18 protein-coding genes and 2 pseudogenes are annotated in these 21,712 nt (G+C 48.2%); 6 read left to right on the top strand and 14 right to left on the bottom strand.

Annotated features, from left to right (window positions below):
* Window positions 1-22 precede the first annotated feature (22 nt).
* The 8 genes from CWM52_RS11045 to CWM52_RS11015 all read right to left on the bottom strand — a co-directional run bounded on the left by CWM52_RS11045 (window position 23) and on the right by CWM52_RS11015 (window position 8,082).
* On the bottom strand, window positions 23-955 hold the full coding sequence (locus CWM52_RS11045) for a nucleoside recognition domain-containing protein (protein ID WP_100684149.1): 933 nt from the start codon (window positions 953-955) through the stop codon (window positions 23-25).
* Between the two features lie 372 nt (window positions 956-1,327).
* Window positions 1,328-1,474: a hypothetical protein gene (locus CWM52_RS26330; protein WP_165457131.1), complete on the bottom strand. Its 147-nt coding sequence runs from the start codon at window positions 1,472-1,474 to the stop codon at window positions 1,328-1,330.
* 288 nt (window positions 1,475-1,762) lie between these two features.
* Complete coding sequence (locus CWM52_RS11040; protein ID WP_100684148.1) at window positions 1,763-2,470, bottom strand: GntR family transcriptional regulator; 708 nt, start codon at window positions 2,468-2,470, stop codon at window positions 1,763-1,765.
* 65 nt (window positions 2,471-2,535) lie between these two features.
* Window positions 2,536-3,387 (bottom strand): hypothetical protein, encoded by an 852-nt coding sequence (locus CWM52_RS11035; protein WP_100684147.1) that lies wholly within the window; start codon window positions 3,385-3,387, stop codon window positions 2,536-2,538.
* Window position 3,388: 1 nt separating this feature from the next.
* Window positions 3,389-4,423 carry an oxidoreductase gene (locus tag CWM52_RS11030; RefSeq protein ID WP_100684146.1) on the bottom strand — a complete coding sequence of 345 codons (1,035 nt, stop codon included), beginning with the start codon at window positions 4,421-4,423 and terminating at the stop codon, window positions 3,389-3,391.
* Between the two features lie 9 nt (window positions 4,424-4,432).
* Window positions 4,433-6,115: a PTS transporter subunit EIIC gene (locus CWM52_RS11025; protein WP_100684145.1), complete on the bottom strand. Its 1,683-nt coding sequence runs from the start codon at window positions 6,113-6,115 to the stop codon at window positions 4,433-4,435.
* Between the two features lie 200 nt (window positions 6,116-6,315).
* On the bottom strand, window positions 6,316-7,509 hold the full coding sequence (locus tag CWM52_RS11020) for a carbohydrate porin (protein WP_416308803.1): 1,194 nt from the start codon (window positions 7,507-7,509) through the stop codon (window positions 6,316-6,318).
* 339 nt (window positions 7,510-7,848) lie between these two features.
* Window positions 7,849-8,082 (bottom strand): hypothetical protein, encoded by a 234-nt coding sequence (locus CWM52_RS11015; protein ID WP_416308802.1) that lies wholly within the window; start codon window positions 8,080-8,082, stop codon window positions 7,849-7,851.
* Window positions 8,083-8,116: 34 nt separating this feature from the next.
* On the opposite strand from CWM52_RS11015, the pseudogene CWM52_RS11010 reads away from it, so the two are divergent.
* Window positions 8,117-8,451: pseudogene (locus tag CWM52_RS11010) on the top strand (transposase); the annotation flags it as partial.
* An 11-nt stretch (window positions 8,452-8,462) separates the two neighbouring features.
* On the opposite strand, the gene CWM52_RS11005 reads toward CWM52_RS11010, so the two are convergent.
* The gene (locus CWM52_RS11005) at window positions 8,463-8,675 is read right to left on the bottom strand and encodes a hypothetical protein (protein ID WP_100684142.1); all 213 of its coding nucleotides are present in this window, start codon (window positions 8,673-8,675) and stop codon (window positions 8,463-8,465) included.
* Window positions 8,676-9,140: 465 nt separating this feature from the next.
* Between CWM52_RS11005 and CWM52_RS11000 the strand changes: the two genes are divergently transcribed.
* Both CWM52_RS11000 and CWM52_RS10995 read left to right on the top strand, forming a co-directional pair.
* On the top strand, window positions 9,141-9,377 hold the full coding sequence (locus tag CWM52_RS11000; protein WP_416308801.1) for a CAT RNA binding domain-containing protein: 237 nt from the start codon (window positions 9,141-9,143) through the stop codon (window positions 9,375-9,377).
* Window positions 9,361-10,449: a carbohydrate porin gene (locus CWM52_RS10995; RefSeq protein ID WP_227521285.1), complete on the top strand. Its 1,089-nt coding sequence runs from the start codon at window positions 9,361-9,363 to the stop codon at window positions 10,447-10,449. The genes CWM52_RS11000 and CWM52_RS10995 overlap by 17 nt, the downstream gene beginning before the upstream one ends.
* A 184-nt stretch (window positions 10,450-10,633) precedes the next feature.
* Here the strand turns inward: CWM52_RS10995 and CWM52_RS10990 are convergent, their stop codons facing one another.
* Window positions 10,634-10,939: a Rid family hydrolase gene (locus tag CWM52_RS10990; protein ID WP_100684187.1), complete on the bottom strand. Its 306-nt coding sequence runs from the start codon at window positions 10,937-10,939 to the stop codon at window positions 10,634-10,636.
* Window positions 10,940-11,476: 537 nt separating this feature from the next.
* Here CWM52_RS10990 and CWM52_RS10985 point away from each other — a divergent pair.
* The 3 genes from CWM52_RS10985 to pta all read left to right on the top strand — a co-directional run bounded on the left by CWM52_RS10985 (window position 11,477) and on the right by pta (window position 16,397).
* On the top strand, window positions 11,477-12,847 hold the full coding sequence (locus CWM52_RS10985) for an acetaldehyde dehydrogenase (acetylating) (RefSeq protein ID WP_206057702.1): 1,371 nt from the start codon (window positions 11,477-11,479) through the stop codon (window positions 12,845-12,847).
* A gap of 96 nt (window positions 12,848-12,943) precedes the next feature.
* A complete protein-coding gene (locus CWM52_RS10980) occupies window positions 12,944-14,098 on the top strand; it encodes an iron-containing alcohol dehydrogenase (protein WP_206057706.1) in 1,155 nt (384 codons plus the stop codon).
* 106 nt (window positions 14,099-14,204) lie between these two features.
* Window positions 14,205-16,397: a phosphate acetyltransferase gene (pta, locus tag CWM52_RS10975; protein WP_100684139.1), complete on the top strand. Its 2,193-nt coding sequence runs from the start codon at window positions 14,205-14,207 to the stop codon at window positions 16,395-16,397.
* A gap of 28 nt (window positions 16,398-16,425) precedes the next feature.
* Here the strand turns inward: pta and CWM52_RS10970 are convergent, their stop codons facing one another.
* The 4 genes and pseudogenes from CWM52_RS10970 to ybtE all read right to left on the bottom strand — a co-directional run bounded on the left by CWM52_RS10970 (window position 16,426) and on the right by ybtE (window position 21,711).
* Window positions 16,426-17,301 (bottom strand): helix-turn-helix transcriptional regulator, encoded by an 876-nt coding sequence (locus CWM52_RS10970; protein ID WP_100684138.1) that lies wholly within the window; start codon window positions 17,299-17,301, stop codon window positions 16,426-16,428.
* A gap of 164 nt (window positions 17,302-17,465) precedes the next feature.
* Window positions 17,466-17,729 (bottom strand): annotated as a pseudogene (locus CWM52_RS26020) (hypothetical protein); the annotation flags it as partial.
* Between the two features lie 253 nt (window positions 17,730-17,982).
* Entirely contained in the window at window positions 17,983-20,004 is a 2,022-nt protein-coding gene (locus CWM52_RS10960) for a TonB-dependent receptor (RefSeq protein WP_100684137.1), read from the bottom strand.
* Between the two features lie 129 nt (window positions 20,005-20,133).
* Window positions 20,134-21,711 (bottom strand): yersiniabactin biosynthesis salycil-AMP ligase YbtE, encoded by a 1,578-nt coding sequence (gene ybtE, locus CWM52_RS10955; protein ID WP_100684136.1) that lies wholly within the window; start codon window positions 21,709-21,711, stop codon window positions 20,134-20,136.
* Window position 21,712: the final 1 nt, after the last annotated feature.

Below are 21,712 nucleotides of genomic sequence, written 5' to 3'. Positions count from 1 at the left end.
GCTGCGTTTAATTTACAAAGATTCAGAATATTGTCACGTGCATAATGGTCCGAATAAGAATACCGATGATAGCACCGGGAGCGGCAAAGCGGAACAGACGAACAAATCGCGAGCTCACGCCGAGGAATATACCAATGCCGGGCAGATCGAAGGTCTGAATGAATAGTCCGGCGGAGGCATTGAGCTGGCTGATGGTGACTTTGCCTTGCTGCACCAGTTCAGAGACCACGCCAAAATAGGCCATACCGCCTGCGATACATTTGACCAGCGCAGGAAGGACGAAGTTGACTGGAATATGCAGCCACTGCAGTAGCGGCATCAGCAGGTGCTGAAGCATGTTAATAATGCCGGCCGCCTGTAGCACCCCGACGATAGTTAATGACAGGATCAACATCGGCACCGCGCCGAGCGCAAGACGAATGGCATCAGATCCCGCATTGTTAATGACCGCAATCACGCCCTGGCTGTTTTGTTCGGCGTTGGGCAGCGCTTCCGCCCGGGCATTCTCCATCACTGACAGACGGCGCCCGATGACGTGCCAGGTGACCGCACCCGCGCACAGACCGCCGATAATCGAAATGCAAATCGAGGCCATCCAGTGCAGGCCGAAAGGGGTGAGAGGGTAGAAGACGTTGCCCTGGCCCATGGCAAAGACCATGGCGAGCGTGGCGGCCATCTGTCTATCTGAGACGCCGCGCTTATCCATAATGGCCAGCGTGGCCAACGGCGCGGCGAAGCTGACAAAGTTTATCTGAATCAATGCGAATGCGCTCATGCCGCCAAGGCCAAATGGCTTGAGCAGCGGCGCGACCCAGCGGACGATAACGTCCAGCACACCGCGGACTTCCAGGTATTTCATGATCATCAGCATGACGACCATAATGGGTAATAGCGTATAAAGTGCGACATCAACGGAGGATTTTCCCGCCGACATAATAATGCCGATAAGATCCATTTAACTCTCAACCACCGAATAGCGAAATGACCATCATCATAATCCTCGTCAGACAGAAATGATACGGCTTTTAATGGCATCTCACCTTCCGCGCGGAGCTATTATTGCGGTGTAAATAAGAAAATCATATTTCGCATCTTATTAGTAAAATAAAACTTATGTTTGCACAGGACATTATTCGATGAATGCCGCGGTGTATCCGTGGCGGTGGGGCTAAAAAATGTACAGACTTGTTGAGCGCGGATCAGAGGATAGCCCCTGAACCGGGTAAAAAAGAGCGAGGGGCCGCCAGGCGAGCGTTCCCGCCATACCGCCGTTCGGAGCGGTCAGAACCACGAAGGGGTGATGAGGTTGAGTGGGCGGAGAGGCGGGTTACAGCGTGCTATGGGCAAAGTCATCGAAATCCGTGTGGATGTTTTTATCGGTGAATGCCTGACAGCAAATGCCGACAAATGCGCCGGTAAAACGCTCATCGCCACGTTCTGTAAAGTGTTCGTCTGCCAGCTTACTGTATTCCACATCGCCACCCGGCGGGCACCACACTTTTCACCAGGAGAATAGCAAAAGAGGGGGGATTATCACTGGCATCAATCCGCAAAGAGATAGTCTCATCCGTAGAAATATCGCTGCTGTGTACCGGCGGCTGGCTGAACCCGTGGAGATCGCTAATCAGAAAATTCAGCGATGTCTGGACCCAGAAGCTAAAATCGGTTTGCCGTCAGGCAACCAGCCTTTAGCAGTGATGAGAGTTTAAAAACCAGGAGGCCACCATTTCCTCCCGGAATTGATTTGGAAAAAAAACAGGGATCAATTGTATTTGATAAATTCTGTTGCAAACTGAAATGTATTATAGCGATGGGAGGCTACAGAATATTCGAATAGCTTCCCGTTATCTAAATAAGCTGTTTGTTCAACGTGAATAACAACTTCAGGGGAAGGGAACTCAAGCAGGGTGCATTGTCGTTCATCTGACAGGGCTGCGGTGATCATCATATGGCTACTGTGTACGTTATAACCCAGTACCTCGGTAATATAAGCATAGATTGAATCGGCAACGTTACTATAGTTGAGTCCGGGGATAATATTTACCGGCATATAGGTTTTTTCAATGATCGAGGGGAGCGTGTTGATCACTCTTACACGCAGAATTGAATAAACCATTTCATCGCTGTTAAGCTGTAGTTTTTCCTGAATCTCAGGAGGCGCGGGGATTGCGGAGAATTCAATTACCCGGGTTTCAATATTTTTCCCGGAGCCCAGGCAGCGTGCCTTTGTCCCTGTCAGATGGTTATTGAAAGAAGCATTGAACGGAAGTTTTACAAAAGAGCCTAATCCTCTTTTTCTGACGACGAAACCTTCCTTGACAAGGATATCAAGCGCCTTGGTGATTGTGAGTTCACTGCAATCAAAAACCAGCGCAAGCTTTCGTCCTTCAGGCAGTTGGCTGTTTTGTTCATAATAACCAGAAATAATTCTCTTTTTTAATTCATTATATATATCAATATACTTAGGCATATACTTTTCATAACAGACCTATAGACATAGGTCTGTTATACTATAGTTTACGGCAGATAAACATCCTAACGTAAGATGGATGCTGCCATCCTCACATAAGTATGTCTTTTACCACGTATTGCAACAGAAAGTGCCCGAATCGCTTCCGGATCGGCTATCCCGCAACAACCGGCATCGCCAAAGTTATGTATATCACTGCCGCAGCGCTTGCTTGCCAGACCAATTAGCTTAACCGTCTCAGCATCCGCTCCTTCCTGGCTACTACTGATGGTGGTTATCGCCAGTCCGCCGGTCTGATGAACCGCGTGGATAATATCGGCTACGACACTTTCACTGCTCCCCTGACAGGTACCAGGGGCCGGAACGATGATGGCATGCGCACCTGCGTGAATATAGCCTGCATACTCTTTTGCTGAAGCCAGACCAGCGGCATAAAATTTCGCGGCGATGATGAAACCAGGGAAATGCGCCTGCGCCAGGTCTATCGCCTCCAGCATAGTCTGCATATTCAGTTCTGGTTTGTCATACCCTGTCAGGCAAAGAAAATCGGCTTGTTGAATATTTTCCAGTGTCCTGAGCGAAAGCCGACGTGGATTTTCAGTATTCTGCTTATCGCCGATTTCAAGGCTAATACCCACCAGCCTGCCGGTCAGATCTTTTATTCGCTGCCAGCCGCCCCCTTCCGGCATACCTGCTATGGTGTGGGTATCGGTGTTATAGCTCTTGAGTAAAATCATATCGGCGCCGAATGCGCTGACCAGTTCCGCACCCGTGATATCAGGATAGAGCGGGGTGCTCTCTGCGGCCACCTCGGCAAGAACGACTCGCCCTTCCGATGCCTGGATGGCCGTAAAGAGACCGCTGGCTGTGGGCTGGTTCCGAAAATCTGACGCACGACAGTTTAGTAGACGTTTCATGTCAGTAATCCAGTGTGATTATTGATGGTGAAGCGTGCTCAAAGCCGCGCTCAAGAATTTCGAGGTTCGTGATAATGTCGGTCTCACTCACGTAACCTGGCGCACCGTTGACGATGGTCTCATAAAGCGCATCGTAGACACCGCCATAATCTCCGCGAGCGGCCGGGACTTCTCGTTTAACGATCTCGTTTTTTTCGTTGATGTACTCAATGATACCTGGCTCGCTGTCTGCGCAGAATAAAGGATCATCCGGCATAATGTTGTTTTTCAGACAGGCTTCCTGCCGATCGATTTGTCCTTTGATAAACGAGCCGCGGGTTCCATGGACAATGAATTTTGGATATGGGGTCATGACAATGTGGCTGGTTTTGATAATCGCCTTCAGATCACCATAGAACAACTGGGTTTCAAATATATCATCCGGATTTCCATCCCGACGCAGACTGCGGATATCGTAAGCGACCTGACGAGGTCTGCCAAACAGGGACAACATCTGATCAAGGGTATGAATACCCAGGCCATAAAACGCACCGTTAAACGGATGATTCTCCTGGGGCTCAGCCTCGGGGCGGTAATAGTCGAAGTGGCTTTCGATTTCCACAATATCGCCAATCAGGCCACTTTTAATCACCTCCCGGACAGTAAGAAAGCAGGAGTCAAAGCGGCGATTCTGGAAGGGGGTTACCGTTACCCCATGTTCTTTAGCCAGACATAACAGTTCTTTTGCCTCTGCCAGAGTGGTGGTAAAGGGTTTTTCGACCATCACATTTTTGCCATGTCTTATACATATTCTGGCATATTCAAAATGGCTGTCCGGATGTGTACAAATAACCACAAGCTGAACCGATTTATCCTTTAATATGTCATTCACATCACGGGTAAACTGAATGCCGCGGTATTGCAACTGTGACTCTACCTCCGGCTTTGGTGTAATATCAAAAATAGTTTTGACGTTAAATTTATCGCGGATCAATACATAGGGTAAATGATATCGGGTGGCACTTTTCCCAAACCCAATAAATGCACAATTAATCATACTGCTTCCTTATTTAAACAACGTTACGGCATGTTCGATAATGGATTGACCATCCATATGGGAGAAATGTTGTGGGTTGACCAGCGCAACTCGACACTGATCCTGTACGGTTTCCCGTATTTTACTTTCCATATAAGACAATTGTGGTGAGAGGAATATAAGGTCCGTGTGCGGATAAATATCTTCAAGACTGCCTATGTTGGTTGCGCTGATATTGGCCGTGCAATTGATACTTTGAGCATACAGGCGCATTTTTTTAGCCACCATTGAGGTGGACATACCTTCGTTACACATCAGGATGATAGTTTTGCCGTCCAGCACATGGCCGTCCGATGTGTTATTTATCTCTGTCGTGTCTGAGGGCGTTTGTTCGATATCCTCAATAATTTTTCGGGTGTTTTTGCTCATGATTGCGCGTTCGTAGGCGTGCAGAAACGGCAGGTAAACGGCGACACCAATAATGATCAGTATCCCCTGCAACACAACGTTACGTAGGTCACCACCAGAGCCCAACCATCCGGAGAGGAAGGGCGGTACGGACCAGGGGACGTAGGCAACAATGTGTGATACCCAGCCCCATGAGGTGGCGAAGTAGGCGATGATAAAGTTGATTTGTGGGTAGATGATAAAAGGGATCATCAAAAGCGGGTTGAGGATCACCGGTAGACCGAAAATGACCGGCTCGTTGATATTAAAGACGCCTGGCGCAATCACCGTCCGGGCGAATTTTTTATGGCTGCTCATGCGAGTGCGGAACATGATGGCCAGCAACAAAGCTAACGTAGAGCCTGTACCGCCCATATGACCGTACAGGTCACGAAATGGCAGGACAATGATATGCGGCGGTATATGTCCGGCGGCGAATGCCGCCATGTTTTCCTGCATGGCAACCAATAAGGGGGGTTCCAGAACTGGGTTAATAATCCCGGAAGGATGAATGCCGAGCGAAAACAGCAGATTGGTTAGGGTGGTTAACGTAATGAAGCCCGGCAGACTGGTAGTGAGATGCACCAGGGGTTTTTGCACCACGGTCTGAATCAGCGCAAACAGTTCGGTATCGAACCAACAGGTGATAGCGAACGTACCGCAGGCAAACAGCGCCACGGTGATCATAATGGCGAACAGAGCATTAAATGATTGCTGCACCATAGGCGGTACTTCTTCGCCCAGAGAGATTTTCAGCGTCGAACTGGCTGATATCTTCAGAAACAAAGTGGTGGATAAGAAGGCACAAATAATGGCGAGAAATACCCCTCCTGCATTGGTCAGCGCATAGGGTACGACGCCGCTTACCATTATGGCATCGCTATCCGGTGCTGTGACTTGTACCGTGGTTGGCATTATCACATAGAAGCAGGCAAGCGAGACCATTGCGGCAATAATTGGACTTTCGGCTTTGCGTTTACTGGCCAGAGAATAAGCTACCAGTACCGCGAGCATAACGGACAATATATTCATGGTGCCGTTTAATGCCCGCTCACCGATCCCGCGATAATAGGTCATGGTTTCGGCAGAAATAATATTTCTCATGAATCCGTTGGGATCAAGAAAAACATAGTTAACCATAATGACCAGACCAGCCAGGACCAGAAAGGGGATCGCGATGATAAAACTATCTCGCAGGCTTCTCAGATGAACCTGTCCCGCCAGTTTTTGTGAAAAACTGGCAATACTGTCTAATGAGATATTCATAAGGCTCCTTTAATTCTTCTGCTGGTGGGCTGCCACCAGCTGCTGACGCATAAAACTGATACGATAGTCGTTATTTACCTGGCCATCGGCTATTCGGCTTTCTTCGTTCTCAATACCTATGCCGTTTTCAGAGATTGATGTTTCATCATGGCCCCTGTAACCCATTCACTACGGCAAAATGTGAATGGATGACAATAAGTTTAAAAATAGTATTTAAAACGTGCACGTACACCGTAACGATCGTCAGAATTATCTTCACCAGAATAGAGATTGTCTGAATTGCGTTTTATTTGTGACCAGTACGCTCCCAGGAAAATATCAAAGTTATCCATATCTAATACGTGGGCGAAACGATATGAGGTGTGGATAGTGTGAATCTGGTACTTTCCATCCCGATCGATAAAATCATCATTATTTACATGCAGGGTAGGACTAAATGAGGCGATTTTATTCCTGGCCCAGATATAACCTACTTCAAATTTATCCCACAAAATATTCGCACCTGCGGTGAAATCTTTTTCATCCTCAGCATCCATAAACGCGAGATTTATGTTAGTGGTAATATCGTTATCAACTTTCAGGGTTGACGTCCAGCCAAAACCGTTGCGTCTGGACTGATCCTGCCATTCTCCACTGGCATCATGGTAACCATAGGCATTGTTAATGACATTGCTTTCTGCTGCAACGGCGGTAGTGAAATTGTCTCCACGCCAGGCGATAACGGGTCGAAGGTAGATCGTGTTTTTCTTTCTGGTCAGGGTATTTCCATGATAAGAGCCGCCAGCGAACAGGTCGCTGCCATCCTCCACCAGACTATTCAGTTCAAAGTACCATTCATCAATGGATTTACTTAACATGAAGTTACCGCCACTGTTGCTACGTCCGCGGCCTTCTTTCATCATATAGATATATCCAAACCCATCGGCATACAGGTCATTAGCCGTATTACCTGAATATTCCACAAAGGTATCCTGGTTGAGCGGGAACATATCATAAGCTTCGAAGCGCCCTATAGTGGCGCGCCAGCTATCTTTGTTCCCCTCTTTCTGCCCGAAGTAAAAGGCCGCATCATCCAGATTCATATGGCCACTCATGTCTGCCAACGATTGAGCGGTAAAACCTGCAAAATTACCGCTGGATAATTCCCGATAGCCGTCCAGGCCCAGTAATATGCGGCCATTAATGCTCCAGCGGTCGTTATCACTTGCGCTCCAGTCTTTATTTGGGCTGGTGCGTGTGGAGGTCAGTTGCTTCGAGCTGCTGGCTGCATCGGTATTGAACTCGACGTCCCCGTACAGCTTAAGTTTTCCGGAAGAGGTATCGAAATTTATATCTGCTGAGCTATTGAACGAAGCAAGTGCTAATGTAATTGTCAGTATTGTTTTTTTCATGATTCATTCCGTCATTGTGTGTTGTTCATCTTTATCCCTGTTGTGTTGCGATGCATTTTAAAACTATATGGTTTTAAAAAATAATGTATAAGATCACAGTTTTTGAATAAAGATAGAGTCGTGACGAAAACCGGGTGAGCGCGAGGAGTGGACGGTACCGCGAAGGAAACATCAGGATGTGTCACCTGAGTGTCGTGATAGATGCCCTTACTGAGAGGATGACATGGGAAGGTTGAACAAGCGTGTATGAGGCGAAAGTTTCGTCGGTTACCTGATTTACCCAGTAATCTTGATTAGCTGTTTCTGTTTTAATCGCGATGACTTTCGGGAGAGATTTTATTTTTATTGCAACGTTCCATAGCCTCGCGCGAATGAGATTTGTGCCCGATCATTGACAATTTTCCAGGCATCGGAAGGCGGAGCAATAAAGCCTTGTAGCGCCAGTACCTGTAAAAATACGGCATCCTGCGGCATATTCAAAGACAGAAACGCATTGCGTAAAGCGCTAATGGCTTCCACTTCCACGCTCTCACTTGCCACCAGCAGAGGCATCGGGGCAGGATCGCTGTAAGTCAGTATGCGAACATGGCGTGTTATGACCGCTGAAACGGCGCTGGATACATTCGCGGATGCCTGGGACGATAAATACCCACAATCAGTAAAAGCTGGCGTGCGTACTGGGAAAACCTCAATACGTTCTTCGGCTATCCGCCTGACATCCGAAAATCTATCTACACCACGAATGCCATCGAATTGCTGAACAGCGTGATCCGCGTAGCTATCAAGAAGCGCAAGGTGTTCCCGACGGATGACTCGGTACGAAAAGTTATTTACCTGGCAATCAAGGTCGTATCGAAAAAATGGAGTATGCCGATCCCGAACTGGCGACTGGCGATGAGTCGATTTATTATCGAGTTCGGTGACCGCCTGAGCGATCACCTTTGACGTGGTGGCAGTTACACAGAATTATTTACAGGGTTACTTTTTTTGAGTTTAATAACAAACCGGCCTTTTTTCCTTTTGATTTTTGCGCCTCTGTCGCCATAGGTGATTGCGATATTAAAAAAGTCATCAGTATCTATATCAAAATCAAGCTCTATTTCTTCGTGCTGATTAGAGTTGAGTAGTTCATACGTTTGTTCAATATTCACAGCTTTTATCACTGTCATAATCTAACCCTTGTCATGGCGATGTCTTTTACAACACTCATTAAATGTCATTTTCATGACATACAAATGACAACAATCTCTCCTGGTATGTTCCTGTACTCTCTGCAAGAGGGCTATGGGATTGTCATCTAAGGGGAGCGATGCTCCCTGTCCGCTACATGAGGAAAGCGATCCCACCTGTACTTTTTACTTGCGCCGCCTGATGGGACAGGCACCTCTCCCTGCCTTCGATGTACCGCGGCTTTTCATCGGTAGCCAAACCAACCATGATTATCGTCACACTTTCCACTACAAGCACTTGAGCTGTATGCAGTGATTCGTTGTAAGGATGCTCAGGACGTAATCAGAATGACCTGAGCGAAACCTGGTTCCATTGTTGCTTTATCCGGCAACAATGGAACCAGGTTTTTTTTTGCTTTTTTTGGTATGCCTTCGTCAGAAAGGGTCCCAGAATTAAACAGTGAGATGGCTGAAATGAAAGTAGAAAAAATACTCAGCAACAACGCTGTCCTGCTCTCCAACTCTAAGCAAGAAGAGATTGTGGCAATTGGGCGGGGTATTGGTTTTGGCAAAAAAGCGGGAGATGTGATCGACAATAGCCAGATTGAGAGTCAGTTTATCAAAAAATCAGAAGGTCTGGCTGATGTTCTTTCGCAATTATTGTCGGAAATTCCGCCGGCGTATCGTGCAATTCGAAGGTGATCTGGGGCTCACGCAGAGCAATGAGTCATTTGAGAAAGGAATGTCGGGCGGTGGAATGGGCAAACTCAGTAAGCTCTACGTGGAGGGGAACGGGCTGCTGCCGTTTGCTCCTGAAGCCTCAGTATGGGTAGGCAAACATACGCTGCCTCAGTATGAAATTCAGCTTCTGGACTGGAAAAGCAACCGGACTTCATCAGGTGCTGGCGTAGGGATAGAAAACTGGAAGCTACCGGTGGGCGCACTCAGCATGGCGCTGACGCGTAATGATGTAGATAACTACAGTACGGTTTGCGCGTCAGGCTCTTCCGCATGCAACGATACGACACAGGTGAACATTAATATTGCAGAAGTTCGTTATAAAAACCTGCCAGTAACCGATCATTCAACTCTGGAACTGGGAGCGAAATATGCTTTCGCCAACCAGACGAATGAACAGAAAAAAGCACAGGCGGATAATGACTATTATCAGGTGAAATCCTCCTGGCTCGGGCAGGCGATTTTACGTACCCCGGTACTGGAAGGGGCAAATGAGTTAACACTGCAGATAGCCAACAACTCTCTGGCTAGCCAGTTTATGAATATCTCCAGCGCCAATCCTGATTTTGATTTCAATAGTTCTTACTATGGTATTCACCGTGGTGGAATCGGGTGGCGACTGGTGGATCAAGGAGAGATTTATTTGGGAGAGAAAATCATCATGGCACATGCATTGATATATGGCCGTGGTTACGATCTGTATTCACCCTATACCGGCGCGCATACTGATTTTAAAACCGCACGCGCGGTAATTCGCCCGTCATGGATCTGGAACAAAAACATGCAGACCGCCCTGGAACTAGGCTGGTTTACACAGGAAAATCGCACCAATAATACCTCGTTGAATGAGTCTGGTTATAAGGTGACATTGGCACAGGTATATAAAGTGGATACCAGTATCCTCAACTCCCGCCCCGAGTTACGTCTCTATAGTACTTATCTGAAAGCGCTGGAAAATGAGATTGATCATCAGAGATTTAATGACGATAAAAATTATCAGATAAGTTTTGGTGCGCAGGTCGAGGTGCTTTTCTGACTTGTACAGCAGAGAGTAGGCGTTATTCTACTGGCACTGTCTGCCATTAATAAGCTGCGTTGATGGATAGTGACGCCATCAACGCAGAAAGATAACTATCCCCATTATACATCAGGCAGGGTGGATATTTTTAGTGTTTATAAAATATTGCACCAGAATATCGCCAAGGTAAAATTTATCGCCTTTACGGTATATAGGCTATTATCTCTATTTCCACTAAAGCCTCTTTTGGCAGGCCAGCGACGGCTATGCAGGATCTTGCGGGTGGGTTTTTACCATTAAAAAATTTTTTATAGACCTCATTGAACTGTGGAAAGTGGGACATATCGGTAAGAAAACAGGTAGTTTTAATTACAGTATCCAGCGATGCATGACTTTTTTTTAGAATTTCCTCAATATCTTTCAGTGATTGACAGGCTTGATTTTTATACCAGGCCTGGCTTTTCTCGCCATATGAGATGAGGCGACAAGACTTTTTAAAATGTGTCATGAGATCGACCTCTTGGGTTAATAGAGCCCTCACTCCATTGATCAAAAAAACAATCCGTGATCTGAAACGCAAAAAGAAATATTGCTATTAAAAAATTACCTACGCCTTCATTCCGGTATTCCATCTCCCTTCGTAGCTTATTTAACATCATGAAATATAATAAATTGTGCAAATTTTGTCTGCTAAAAACGATGATGTTGCATGTAAATATATGATGGGATGAACGCTTTCCAGCAATCATCCGGGTGATCTGATCGCGCAGGGATCACAACATGACGAGTATCCCGATGTTCTGCTTTGTGGATGCATGTGGCACGGGCGGCACATCGTTGTCCGCCGGAGTAGCGTTCATAATGGGTAAAATCAGAAAAACAGCAAAAATGTGAACTGCATAAGGGATATTTTTCTGCTGGATTAAAATGAGAGCTATTTTTTTTTAACGGAGATTAGTTGCGATTTCTCCCGGTCGTTATGCTGCTAAGCAAGCAGGCAGATATGTGTAGCCAACCAGAAAGACAGTGATGCTGTCGGGAGCCAATGATGAAAGATATGAATTGTCATAATGATTCTGTAAATGAGGCTATTACTCTGATCGAAAAAGCCAAACAGGCTCAACGAATATTGAACATGTATCCTCAGGAGAAAATTGACTTTATTGTCGCAGGGATGATTGCGGCGGCGGAAGAAGCATCGGAACGGCTGGCGAAGATGGCCGTCTATGAAACCGGCTTCGGCAATGTAGAAGATAAAGTGGTAAAAAATAGATTCGCTAGCACTACGCTTTATCAATACATCAAAGATCTGAAGACCGTCGGCGTTTTGAAAGAAGACCCGATGACCAGTACCGTTGAAATCGCGACACCAATGGGGGTGCTGGCAGCTCTGATTCCATCCACTAACCCGACATCAACGGCAATTTATAAAACGATTATTGCGATCAAATCGGCTAACGGGATTGTTCTTTCCCCCCATCCCTCTGCCCGAAATAGCATTATTGAAGCTGTAAATGTGGTGTATCAGGCAGCCCTTAAAGCGGGGGCCCCGGAAGGGATTATCGGTTGTATGACCCTTCTTTCCCTGGACGGTACGCAGGCACTGATGCGTCACCCGGATATTGCCATGATCCTTGCCACGGGCGGCGAAGCGATGGTTAAGGCAGCTTATAGTTCGGGAAACCCGGCTATCGGTGTTGGTCCCGGAAACTGCCCGGCATTTATTGATAAATCAGCCGATACAGAAGAGGCCATCAAGAAAATCTTTAAAAGTAAGACATTTGATAATGGCGTGATTTGTGCTTCTGAACAATCTATTGTGATTGAAAAATCTATTGAGGATCAGGTGAAACGCGCTATTGAAATTAATGACGGTTACCTCCTTTCACAACAGGAATCAGAAAAAATTAGCAAAATTCTCCTGCGTGACAATGGCTCGATGAATCCGGAAATTGTCGGTCGTACTGCTGGTTATATTGCGGATATGGCGGGTATCCAGATCCCGGGAGATGTCAGAGTATTAGTTTCACAGCAATTTTCCGTTTCTCATCAAAATCCTTATTCACGGGAAAAACTGGCTCCGGTTCTGGCTTTGTATGTCGAAGAAGATGCCGGGAATGCAATCGACCGTTGCGTTGAGCTACTGGAAAACGAAGGTAGCGGTCATACGGCATCAATTCATGCGCAAAATGCGCAGGTGATCCGTGAGTACGCTGCTCGGGTGCCGGTATCTCGTTGTTTGATTAATACGCCCAGTGCGCTGGGGGCGATCGGCGCGACGACAAAACTGGTGCCCGCGCTGACGCTGGGGTGCGGTGCCATCGGAGGAAGTTCGGTATCGGATAATATCGGCCCGGAGCACTTAATTAATATAAAAAGAGTCGCCTATGATGCAGAAAAATTAATGTCATTATAATTATCCAATTCTACTAAACATCATGAATATTGCTGCCATTTAAAATGGCAATAGCGGCTTTCGCTTAACTTTATGTTGCCTGAAATCAGGGTGGATATTATGAAGAGTACATTTTTCATGCCTCCCATTAATATGATGGGAGCGGGTTGTATCGCCAAAGCGGTTCAACAAATTAGCGATTTTGGTATTCATAAATGTCTTATTGTTACGGACGTTTTTCTGAGTGAATCAGTGATGATGGGGCGGCTTAAAATGCTACTTAATCGACATGATGTCGATACCATCATTTTCCCAGGGGCCTTACCTAATCCGACTACAAGCAACGTCAAAGCGGGGCTTAATGTATTACTGGAGCATCATTGCGACGCGGTTATCTCTTTTGGTGGTGGTTCACCCCATGATTGTGCAAAAGCGATTGCGTTGCTTGCTACTAATGGCGGTGAAATAGAAGATTATGAAGGTATTAATTGTTCAGAAAGAGAACAACTGCCTCTTTTCGCAATCAATACCACCGCCGGTACGGGATCAGAAATTACCCGATTCTGTATTATTACCGATGAGCAGCGGCATATCAAAATGGCTATTATCGACAAGAATGTTACCCCACTTATGTCGGTTAATGATCCAGAACTGATGCTGGATATGCCCAAATCGCTGACTGCCGCTACCGGTATGGATGCCTTAACCCATGCTATAGAAGCTTATATGTCAACATCGGCATTTCCCGTGACCGACGGACTGGCGCTGAAGGCGATTAATCTTATTCAGCAGAATCTGCGTACGACGGTCTTTCAGGGAGATAATTTACCAGCACGTGAAAATATGGCCATTGCGCAATTTATGGCTGGAATGGCGTTTAACTCCGCATCCCTTGGCTATGTGCACGCGATTGCTCACCAGCTTGGGGGCTTTTACAATCTGCCGCATGGCGTATGTAATGCTATTTTGCTGCCACATGTTCAGCGGTTTAATGCCGGGCTTCCCGCGGTCGCGCAGCGTTTAATGGATATCGCTAACGCGATGGGACTTAAACTATCCGTAGATCACGCGCGTAATGTCGACATAACCCTGGCGGCAATTAAACAACTCTCTGCTGATATTGGTATTCCGGAAGGGTTAGCAGAATTAGGTGTTAAAGAGAAGGATTTCGATATCCTCGCCGAGAATACACTTGCGGATTCCTGCAGCTTAACTAACCCCAGAATAGCAACAAAACAGCAAATTAAAGAAATATTGTCTGCCGCTATGTGAAAATATTCATCGTATCAGGGGCTGCCACTAAATATGGGTTGATATGGGAGAGATGAGATCGCTACGGTCATTATCTCTGGAGTGATGGTTAATAAAAGAGTTTATTATGCCTAAGATAATTATTCTGATCCCGATCGACCAGGAAGCGGGATTAACCAGCGTGAGCCTTGGTCTGTTGCGGGCAATTGAGCAACAGCGCATGACCTGTGCTTATTTTCGGCCTGTCGCACAGGAGACCCGGGATGTCATACCTGGCAATATGGCCAGCATGCTGGTTGGATTAAACAGTAGTGCACATGTTATAGCGTCTTTTTCAGTCGCACATCTGAATCATGCTCTGCGCAGCGAACAACTTAATCTATTTCTGGAAGAGGTTATCTATCGTATTGAAAATCATGCTGAGGCACAGACGGCTGATATTATCCTTGTTGAAGGCATCTATCCGGCTGACCATTTTCCTGGAGCCTACCAGATAAATGAGGCACTGGCGAAAACATCAGGCGCGGATGTGATTCTGGTTGCATCTCAGGGCGGAGAAAGAATTATTGATATTAAGACGCGTGTTGAATGGGCGTGTACCGCGATGCGTGGGTTAAAATCGCAAATTTCCGGGATTATCATCAATAGATATATTGTGCCGGATGATGAGGAGGGGGGTATCGGGCCTTTACAGGCCACGACGCTTCGTTATCCGGTGAATACCAGACATGATCACGTGATGCAGGTGCTGAGGAACTGCGCGCTGCCCATTATAGGCTGCATTCCGGCATGTAAAGAGCTGACGCTATTGCGGGCTGTTGATGTCGCCCGCGGGCTCGACGCATCAATAATTAATCCCGGAGATATGATGACTCGCCGGATACGTGAGACTGTTTTTTGCGGCCATGCGCTTTCGCATGTCATTGACTATTATCGCCCCGGCACATTGCTGGTCACGACCGCAGATCGTCTGGATATTATTGCTTCCGTCTCGCTGGCTGCTATGGCAGGGATTGAATTTGGCGCGCTGTTATTGCTGGGCGAAACTCACTTGTCTGTCAATATGGAAAGCTTGTGCCGCAAAGCGATGAAAAGTGGCTTGCCAGTGCTGGGTATTAAAAAAGCGAGCTGGCAGCTGTCGCAAAAACTTGCGGAGATAGGGATGGGACTGCCAGTGGATGATAGCGTCAGGATCAGAAATACCAGCCATTATATCGCCGGTTATATTGACTGCGACTGGCTGGCGCGGTTGAAACATACGCCTGACCGACGCCTGCCGCTGACCCCGTCTCTCTTTCGTTATCGCATAGCAGAAATGGCCCGTCAGACGGTGCAGCGAATTATCCTGCCGGAAGGGGAAGAAATCCGCACGATTCAGGCGGCGACGATTTGCGCTGAAAGGGGGCTGGCGACCTGTATTTTACTCGGTAAACCTGAACGGGTGCGCCGGATTGCCGAGCAGTCGCGATGTAAAATAAGTAAAAGTATTATTATTATCGATCCTGACAGCATCAGGGAAAAATATCTTGACCGTCTGGTGGCGTTACGTGCAGGAAAAGGCATGGATGAGGTAAAAGCCCGGGAAAAGTTAATGGATCCCAACTATCTTGGAACGATGATGCTGGAAAATGGCGATGCCGATGGTCTGGTATCTGGTGCCGGGCATACGACCGCCATGACGCTGACGCCTCCACTGCAGATCATTAAAACTGCGCCTGGGGTGTCAGGCGTCTCTTCAGTCTTTTTTATGTTACTGCCGGATCGTGTCCTGATATACGGGGATTGTGCGGTTAATCCCTGTCCAGATGCCCAACAGCTTGCTGATATTGCCATACAATCGGCACAAACCGCCCGAATATTCGGTATTGAGCCGAGAGTGGCCATGATCTCCTGGTCCACAGGCGAGTCCGGGCAGGGAAGTAGCGTCGATAAAGTCAGGGAAGCCACGCGCATCGCCAGGCGGAAAAGCCCCGGGCTGGTGATTGATGGCCCGTTACAATATGATGCGGCGGTGGTACGAAGTGTTGCGATGGCTAAAGCGCCTTGCTCACCGGTGGCTGGCAATGCCACTGTCCTCATCTTTCCCGACTTGAATACCGGGAATACGGCTTATAAAGCAGTGCAGCGCTCGGCAGATGTCGTTGCAATGGGTCCCGTCTTACAGGGAATGCGTAAGCCAGTCAACGATCTTTCTCGCGGGGCGCTGGTGGACGATATCGTTTATACCATTGCGCTGACCGCTATTCAGGCACAACAGGTAGATAAGGTCGCCCGGGAAACGACCCTGACCGTCAGTGGCGAATGCATTCAATCGTTGTGATTGGCGCTCCGCTATTCTTCAGGTTAATTTATTTGCTGGCGAATAGCGGAAGAATTTCTGGTTTTGTTAATTGATATTGTTTAGGTGTAATGCCATATTCTTGTTTGAAAATTTTAATATAGTGAGAGATGTTTTCAAAACCTAACTCATAGGCAGTATCCGTCACAGACATTTTCTGTAAATACTCAAGGGATTTTCTTAGGCGAAGTTTTTTTATATAGTCTCTGGGCGTCAGTAAAGTGATGGTTTTAAATTTTTGACTGAATAATGACAGCGACATATCGACACTCTCGGCGATTTCAGAAATTGACATCCGATTACCCTCTGAAGAGTTCATAATACGAATCGCTTTATTTATCGGATGTTTCTGATGATGGTGAATGATTTCATGACATCCTTTTATCTTAATTAATTCATAGATGATCTCCTGGCTGGTCAGCCCGAGCAAAAAATCGATGTTAACATCCTCTTCGATGATGATTTGCTGCGTTCTGCGATGTAGCGAGCAGAGTCGGTCGGTTAACGTCTCCAGCCGGAAGGCCGAATAAGAGATCTCCTGGACCGCGTCAATTCTAAGTATGTCAGATACTTTCTGATATACCTCATCAATGATCTCATCATTAAATTCATAAACCAGGGCTTTGGTATATTCTGTCATTGACATGAATACGGTGGAATGCGGCGGCAGGAGAACAAATTGTTTATGGTTATAAACGAATCGTTCAGAGTTATTAATGCTGACTTCTTTGCTACCCTGGATAATCGTACAGAGCCGTGCTGAATCATAAGAGCGATACTCATCGCTAAAATTCTTTGGCAGGTCATAATAAAGTAAATTGACATTACTGGTTGGCAATGAAAACTGTGTTTCATCGGTTCGATTGAAGCTTTGAATTCTGAACACGATCCCTGCCTCCTGTTCCTGAAACGATATCAATCAGTATTACTGAAATACCGAAGAAATAAAACATTCCGTTAAAGAGTATAGCAGCGAATGATTAAAAGTAGCTATCATCTTCGGCGATCGTTGGCTACCTTTTTTCGCCGGATGACAGGTATGTCCGGGAATCAGTCATCGTTTTTTACATTGTCGGATAAATCAATAAAGCCGTGCCGGCATAAACTGTGAGAGATTCGATGGGGCACTGGCCCTGCGGACTTCCAGATGTACGGCCGTGTATGGTGACTCAGTGCTTGCTCTATAGCATAAACAAGGAGGGAGGATAATTTTTTGAATGCATGATAAAAACGACTGCTGGAATCAAAACCTGATGCGAACATGATATCCAGAATAGGTTTATCTGTATCACTCAGAAGCGCTCGCGCATAATTGTAATATACTGTTTAATAGTAACTTGATTTGGCTGCGTCAAAAGTAACGTTTCTGAGCGTTACAGTCAGTGGTCGGATTCATCGGAATATACATTTGCGATAGCCTATTCAGAGAGAGGCATGATATGGGGGCTGTCATATCAGAATACCTAAATCATTCCTAATAGATCTTGTTGTCGAGAAAAGAATAATTTTTGTCAATTTCAAAAAGAAAATTGGCAGGGATGCGGTCACCGCATCCCTGCATTAATTCTTAGAAGAAATCAATTCGCGTATTGATACCGACGGTGCGCCCCATATTGATCTGCGCGACGGCGCTGCTGCCGTTCATATAGCCATAGGTGCGGTAACGACGATCGAACAGGTTATCGACATAAACGGAAATATTCATCCGTTCAGTCGCCTGCCAGCCCAGGCTGCTATCCAGGGTGGCGTAAGCGCCTTGCCGCAGCTGGTTGTCGCCATCGAAATAATGCGGCCCGACAAGATTGACCGCCAGTCGGGGCATCAGCGCCCCATAGCGGGTATCAATCATGCCGTTTACGCTGCTTCCTGCGCCATAACGCGGTACGAACGGCACCCGGTTACCGCGATACAGCTCACTGTCATTGGTGAATTCGGAACGGATCGCGTTGCCATTGATATCCCATGACCAGCCCGGTGCGAACCGCCATTTTGCTTCAAGCTCAACGCCGGTGGCGTCGGCTTTCCCCGCATTGCTTAAAGTTTGCATCCCGACCGGACCAGAGTAGAGCTGCATGTCTTTGGTATGGGTATAAAACGTTGCGGCTTGTAGCGTAACATCGGCGGTTTCGTAGCGAGTGCCAAGCTCATAGTTAATAGATTTCTCTGCCATGAACGGTTTGGCATCAAGACCCGCCGTAGGCACAATATTATATCCGGAAGGTTTATATCCCTGGGCTACGCGGGTATACACTCTCCAGTCTTCGGCCAGCATATAGCCTGCGGAGAGTTGCCCGAGCACCCGATCGTCATTGCTCTTACCCTGGTCGCCAAATGGGCTACCGAGCACGCTGCCGTGATATTGCGTGCTGGCCTTATCATGTGAGAAGCGAACGCCGCCACCGATATCAAAACGATCGCTTAAATGCCAGGTCAGGTCACCGTAGGCGGCCAGAGTTTCAGCGCTGGTATAGCCGGTGCTGCTTAAATAAGGCATTGTCGGCATGTCGTAAGCTGAATTTAACTTCTCGCGGGTGTTCTGCCGATACAGGCCAAACACCATATCAAAGGTACGCGCATCGCCCAGGGTTGCGGCGCGCAGCTCCTGCACATCCTGATTCCAGCGCTGGGGCATATTGACGATTAACGAACCGGAAGGGAAGGTGCGCGAATAATCCTGCTGCTGCCAGGCGCCGATCAGATTGTAAACCCAGTCAGCGGTGGTGTACTTCGCGCTCAGGGTCTGGCTGTCAGTGCAGCGCCGCATGTACGGGTCTGGTGAACCCTCGCCGAGCGACAGCTTACGGCTCTTAATATCATTCCATGCCACATAGGCATCCTGGGTGGCGCGAGTACATTCGCGTGAGGCGGAAAAACCCATCTCCCAGGGCCGATCGTCCGGCGCCAGACGCAGTTTCACATTCCCTATGCTGGCGCGGGTGCCGCCTAGATCATCGCTTCCCGTCGCGGGGTTAATCATCTCACCATCATCAACCTGGCGTAACAGAGTGACGCTACCGTACAGCAGGCCATCCTCAATGGGGCCGCTCAGGTTGAATTTGCTACGATAACTGTCGCGACTGCTGACGCCACCTTCAATATAGCCGCGAAGCGTGCTGTCCGGCTGCTGGGTGACGATGTTGATAATCCCGCCCTGAGCGCTTTTGCCGTATAACGTTCCCTGCGGGCCACGCAGCAGCTCCACGCTTTGTACATCGGTTAGCGCCTGGATGGTGTTAGTGGAAAGCTGAGGGACGCCATCGACATACAGGGTGACAGCAGGGTTATAAAAGTCCTGGGCTGAAGAGATGCCACGTAGCGTGATCGTTGAAAAAAGCATGTTGCCGCTATTTTCAATATTGAGCCCGGGCAAGACTCTGGGGAGTTTGTCGCTGGCGGTCACGCCGGCGTCGCTTAACTCCGGCGCGCTGACAACGGTAGAAGAGACATTGTTGGCTGAGGCCGAACGAGAAGATTGTTTACTGGCGGTGACCACCATCGTGCTTTCGTCCGGCTGTGAAGTTTGGGCATGGGCAATGGCAGGAAGCAAAAATCCTCCCAGAACCAGAGGATAAAACAGTGTCATTTTCATTGTTATGAGTCCCTGTAAAACGGCGAAGCGCCAAAATACCGACAATATTGAGTTGAAAATGATAACCATTTCTAATCGAGCTGCTACCCGAAACGGGTTTATTTCAACCTGTTTTGGGTAGGGTTACGCTTATTGGGCAGAATGGTGATAGCGGTCGATGGCGAGAGCCGTCAGGCGCTTTTTGTCTATCTTGCCGACGGCGGTGAGCGGCCAGTGGTTCAGGAACTCGATTTGGTCAGGGATTTTCCACGCGCTGAGCCCCATACTGGTCAACTGTTGACGTAGCTGCTGATAGTCAGATGGTGTTTGTTGCGCGATGATAAATGCGCAAATCCGCTCGCCAAGTAGCGTGTCCGGCGCGGCGACCACGGCGCAATCCTTCACTTCTTCTAAACGCATCAATGCCGATTCGACTTCCGCCGCGGCGATTTTTTCTCCGGCACGATTGATCTGCTCTTTTAGGCGCCCCTCAACGCACAGGTTTCCCGCCTCATCCAGCCTGACATTGTCACCAGTGCGGTAAAACCCCTGCGCATTAAAGGCGTGCGCGTTGTGAGCAGGAGCGCGGTAATAGCCCGAAATGGTGTAAGGGCCGCGTGTTAACAACTGCCCGATCTCGCCCGGCGCGACGTCGTTCTCGTTTTCATCAACGATTCGGATTTGATCCTCGGGAGACAACGGACGTCCCTGGCTGTGGAGAACGGTGGTTCGCGGATCGTCCAGCCGGGTAAAACAGAGCAGCCCTTCCGCCATACCGAAGACCTGTTGCAAGGTGCAGTCAAAGGTGGCGATAACCTGCTCAGCAAGCGTCGGGTCGAGCCGGGCGCCGCCCACCTGAATGACGCGCAGAGAGGAGAGATCGCTCTCTTCCCACTCCCTGGCCTGCACCCATAATTGCGCCAGTGCCGGAACCAGGGCGACGTGAGTCACTCCTTCCTGCGCGATTAAAGGCATTACCTCATCACAGCTGGCGCTGTCGGTCAGCACCACTTTTCCGCCGCAGGCAAGCGTACCCAGAATGCCGGGACAGGCCAGCGGAAAGTTATGCGCCATCGGGAGGACGGCGAGATATACGCTCTGTTGACTGATGCCGCACAGTTCAGCAGACGCGCTGAAGTTATAGCTATAGTCGGCATGTCGGCGCGGGATGAGTTTGGGCGTGCCGGTTGTGCCGCCTGAAAGCAGCAGCAACGCGGTGTCGGAAACATCAGGCTGCGGCCACGCCTGTCGCTCACCGTGAAGGGAGAAGAGTGGCGTAAAATCGTCTCCTGCGCGCTCCTCTACAACCAGAATATGACGTAAGCAGGCGTGTTTGTGCGCCATCTGTCGGGCCAGCTCTGCGTGGTTTTCCCCGTGAATAACGTAAGCGACGGGTTGAGCCAGCTCAATCAGCGCGTCGATATCCAGCGCCCGTTGGGAGGGCATCGCCAGCACGGGGATAACGCCCAGTCTTAACAAGGCGAACAGCAGGGTAACAAACGCGTTGCCGTTAGGAAGCTGCACAATCACCTGCTCCCCCGAACGCAAACCCAGTGATGACAGACCTGCGGCAAGTTCGTCGACCCGTGCATCAAGCGCGCTGTAGGTAAGTGAACCCTGTGCATCAACGACGGCAATTCGCGAGGCATAGCGGACCGCCCAGTGGCGCAACTGCTCGGCAATGGGGAAGGGATACGGTTTAATCAGAGATTCAAAAGAAGAATGCATA

The organism is Raoultella sp. T31, assembly GCF_002806725.1.
Taxonomy (GTDB): Bacteria; Pseudomonadota; Gammaproteobacteria; order Enterobacterales; family Enterobacteriaceae; genus Klebsiella; species Klebsiella electrica.
Note: the sequence above shows the minus strand (reverse complement) of the source record. Positions and strands in the feature narration are given on the sequence as shown.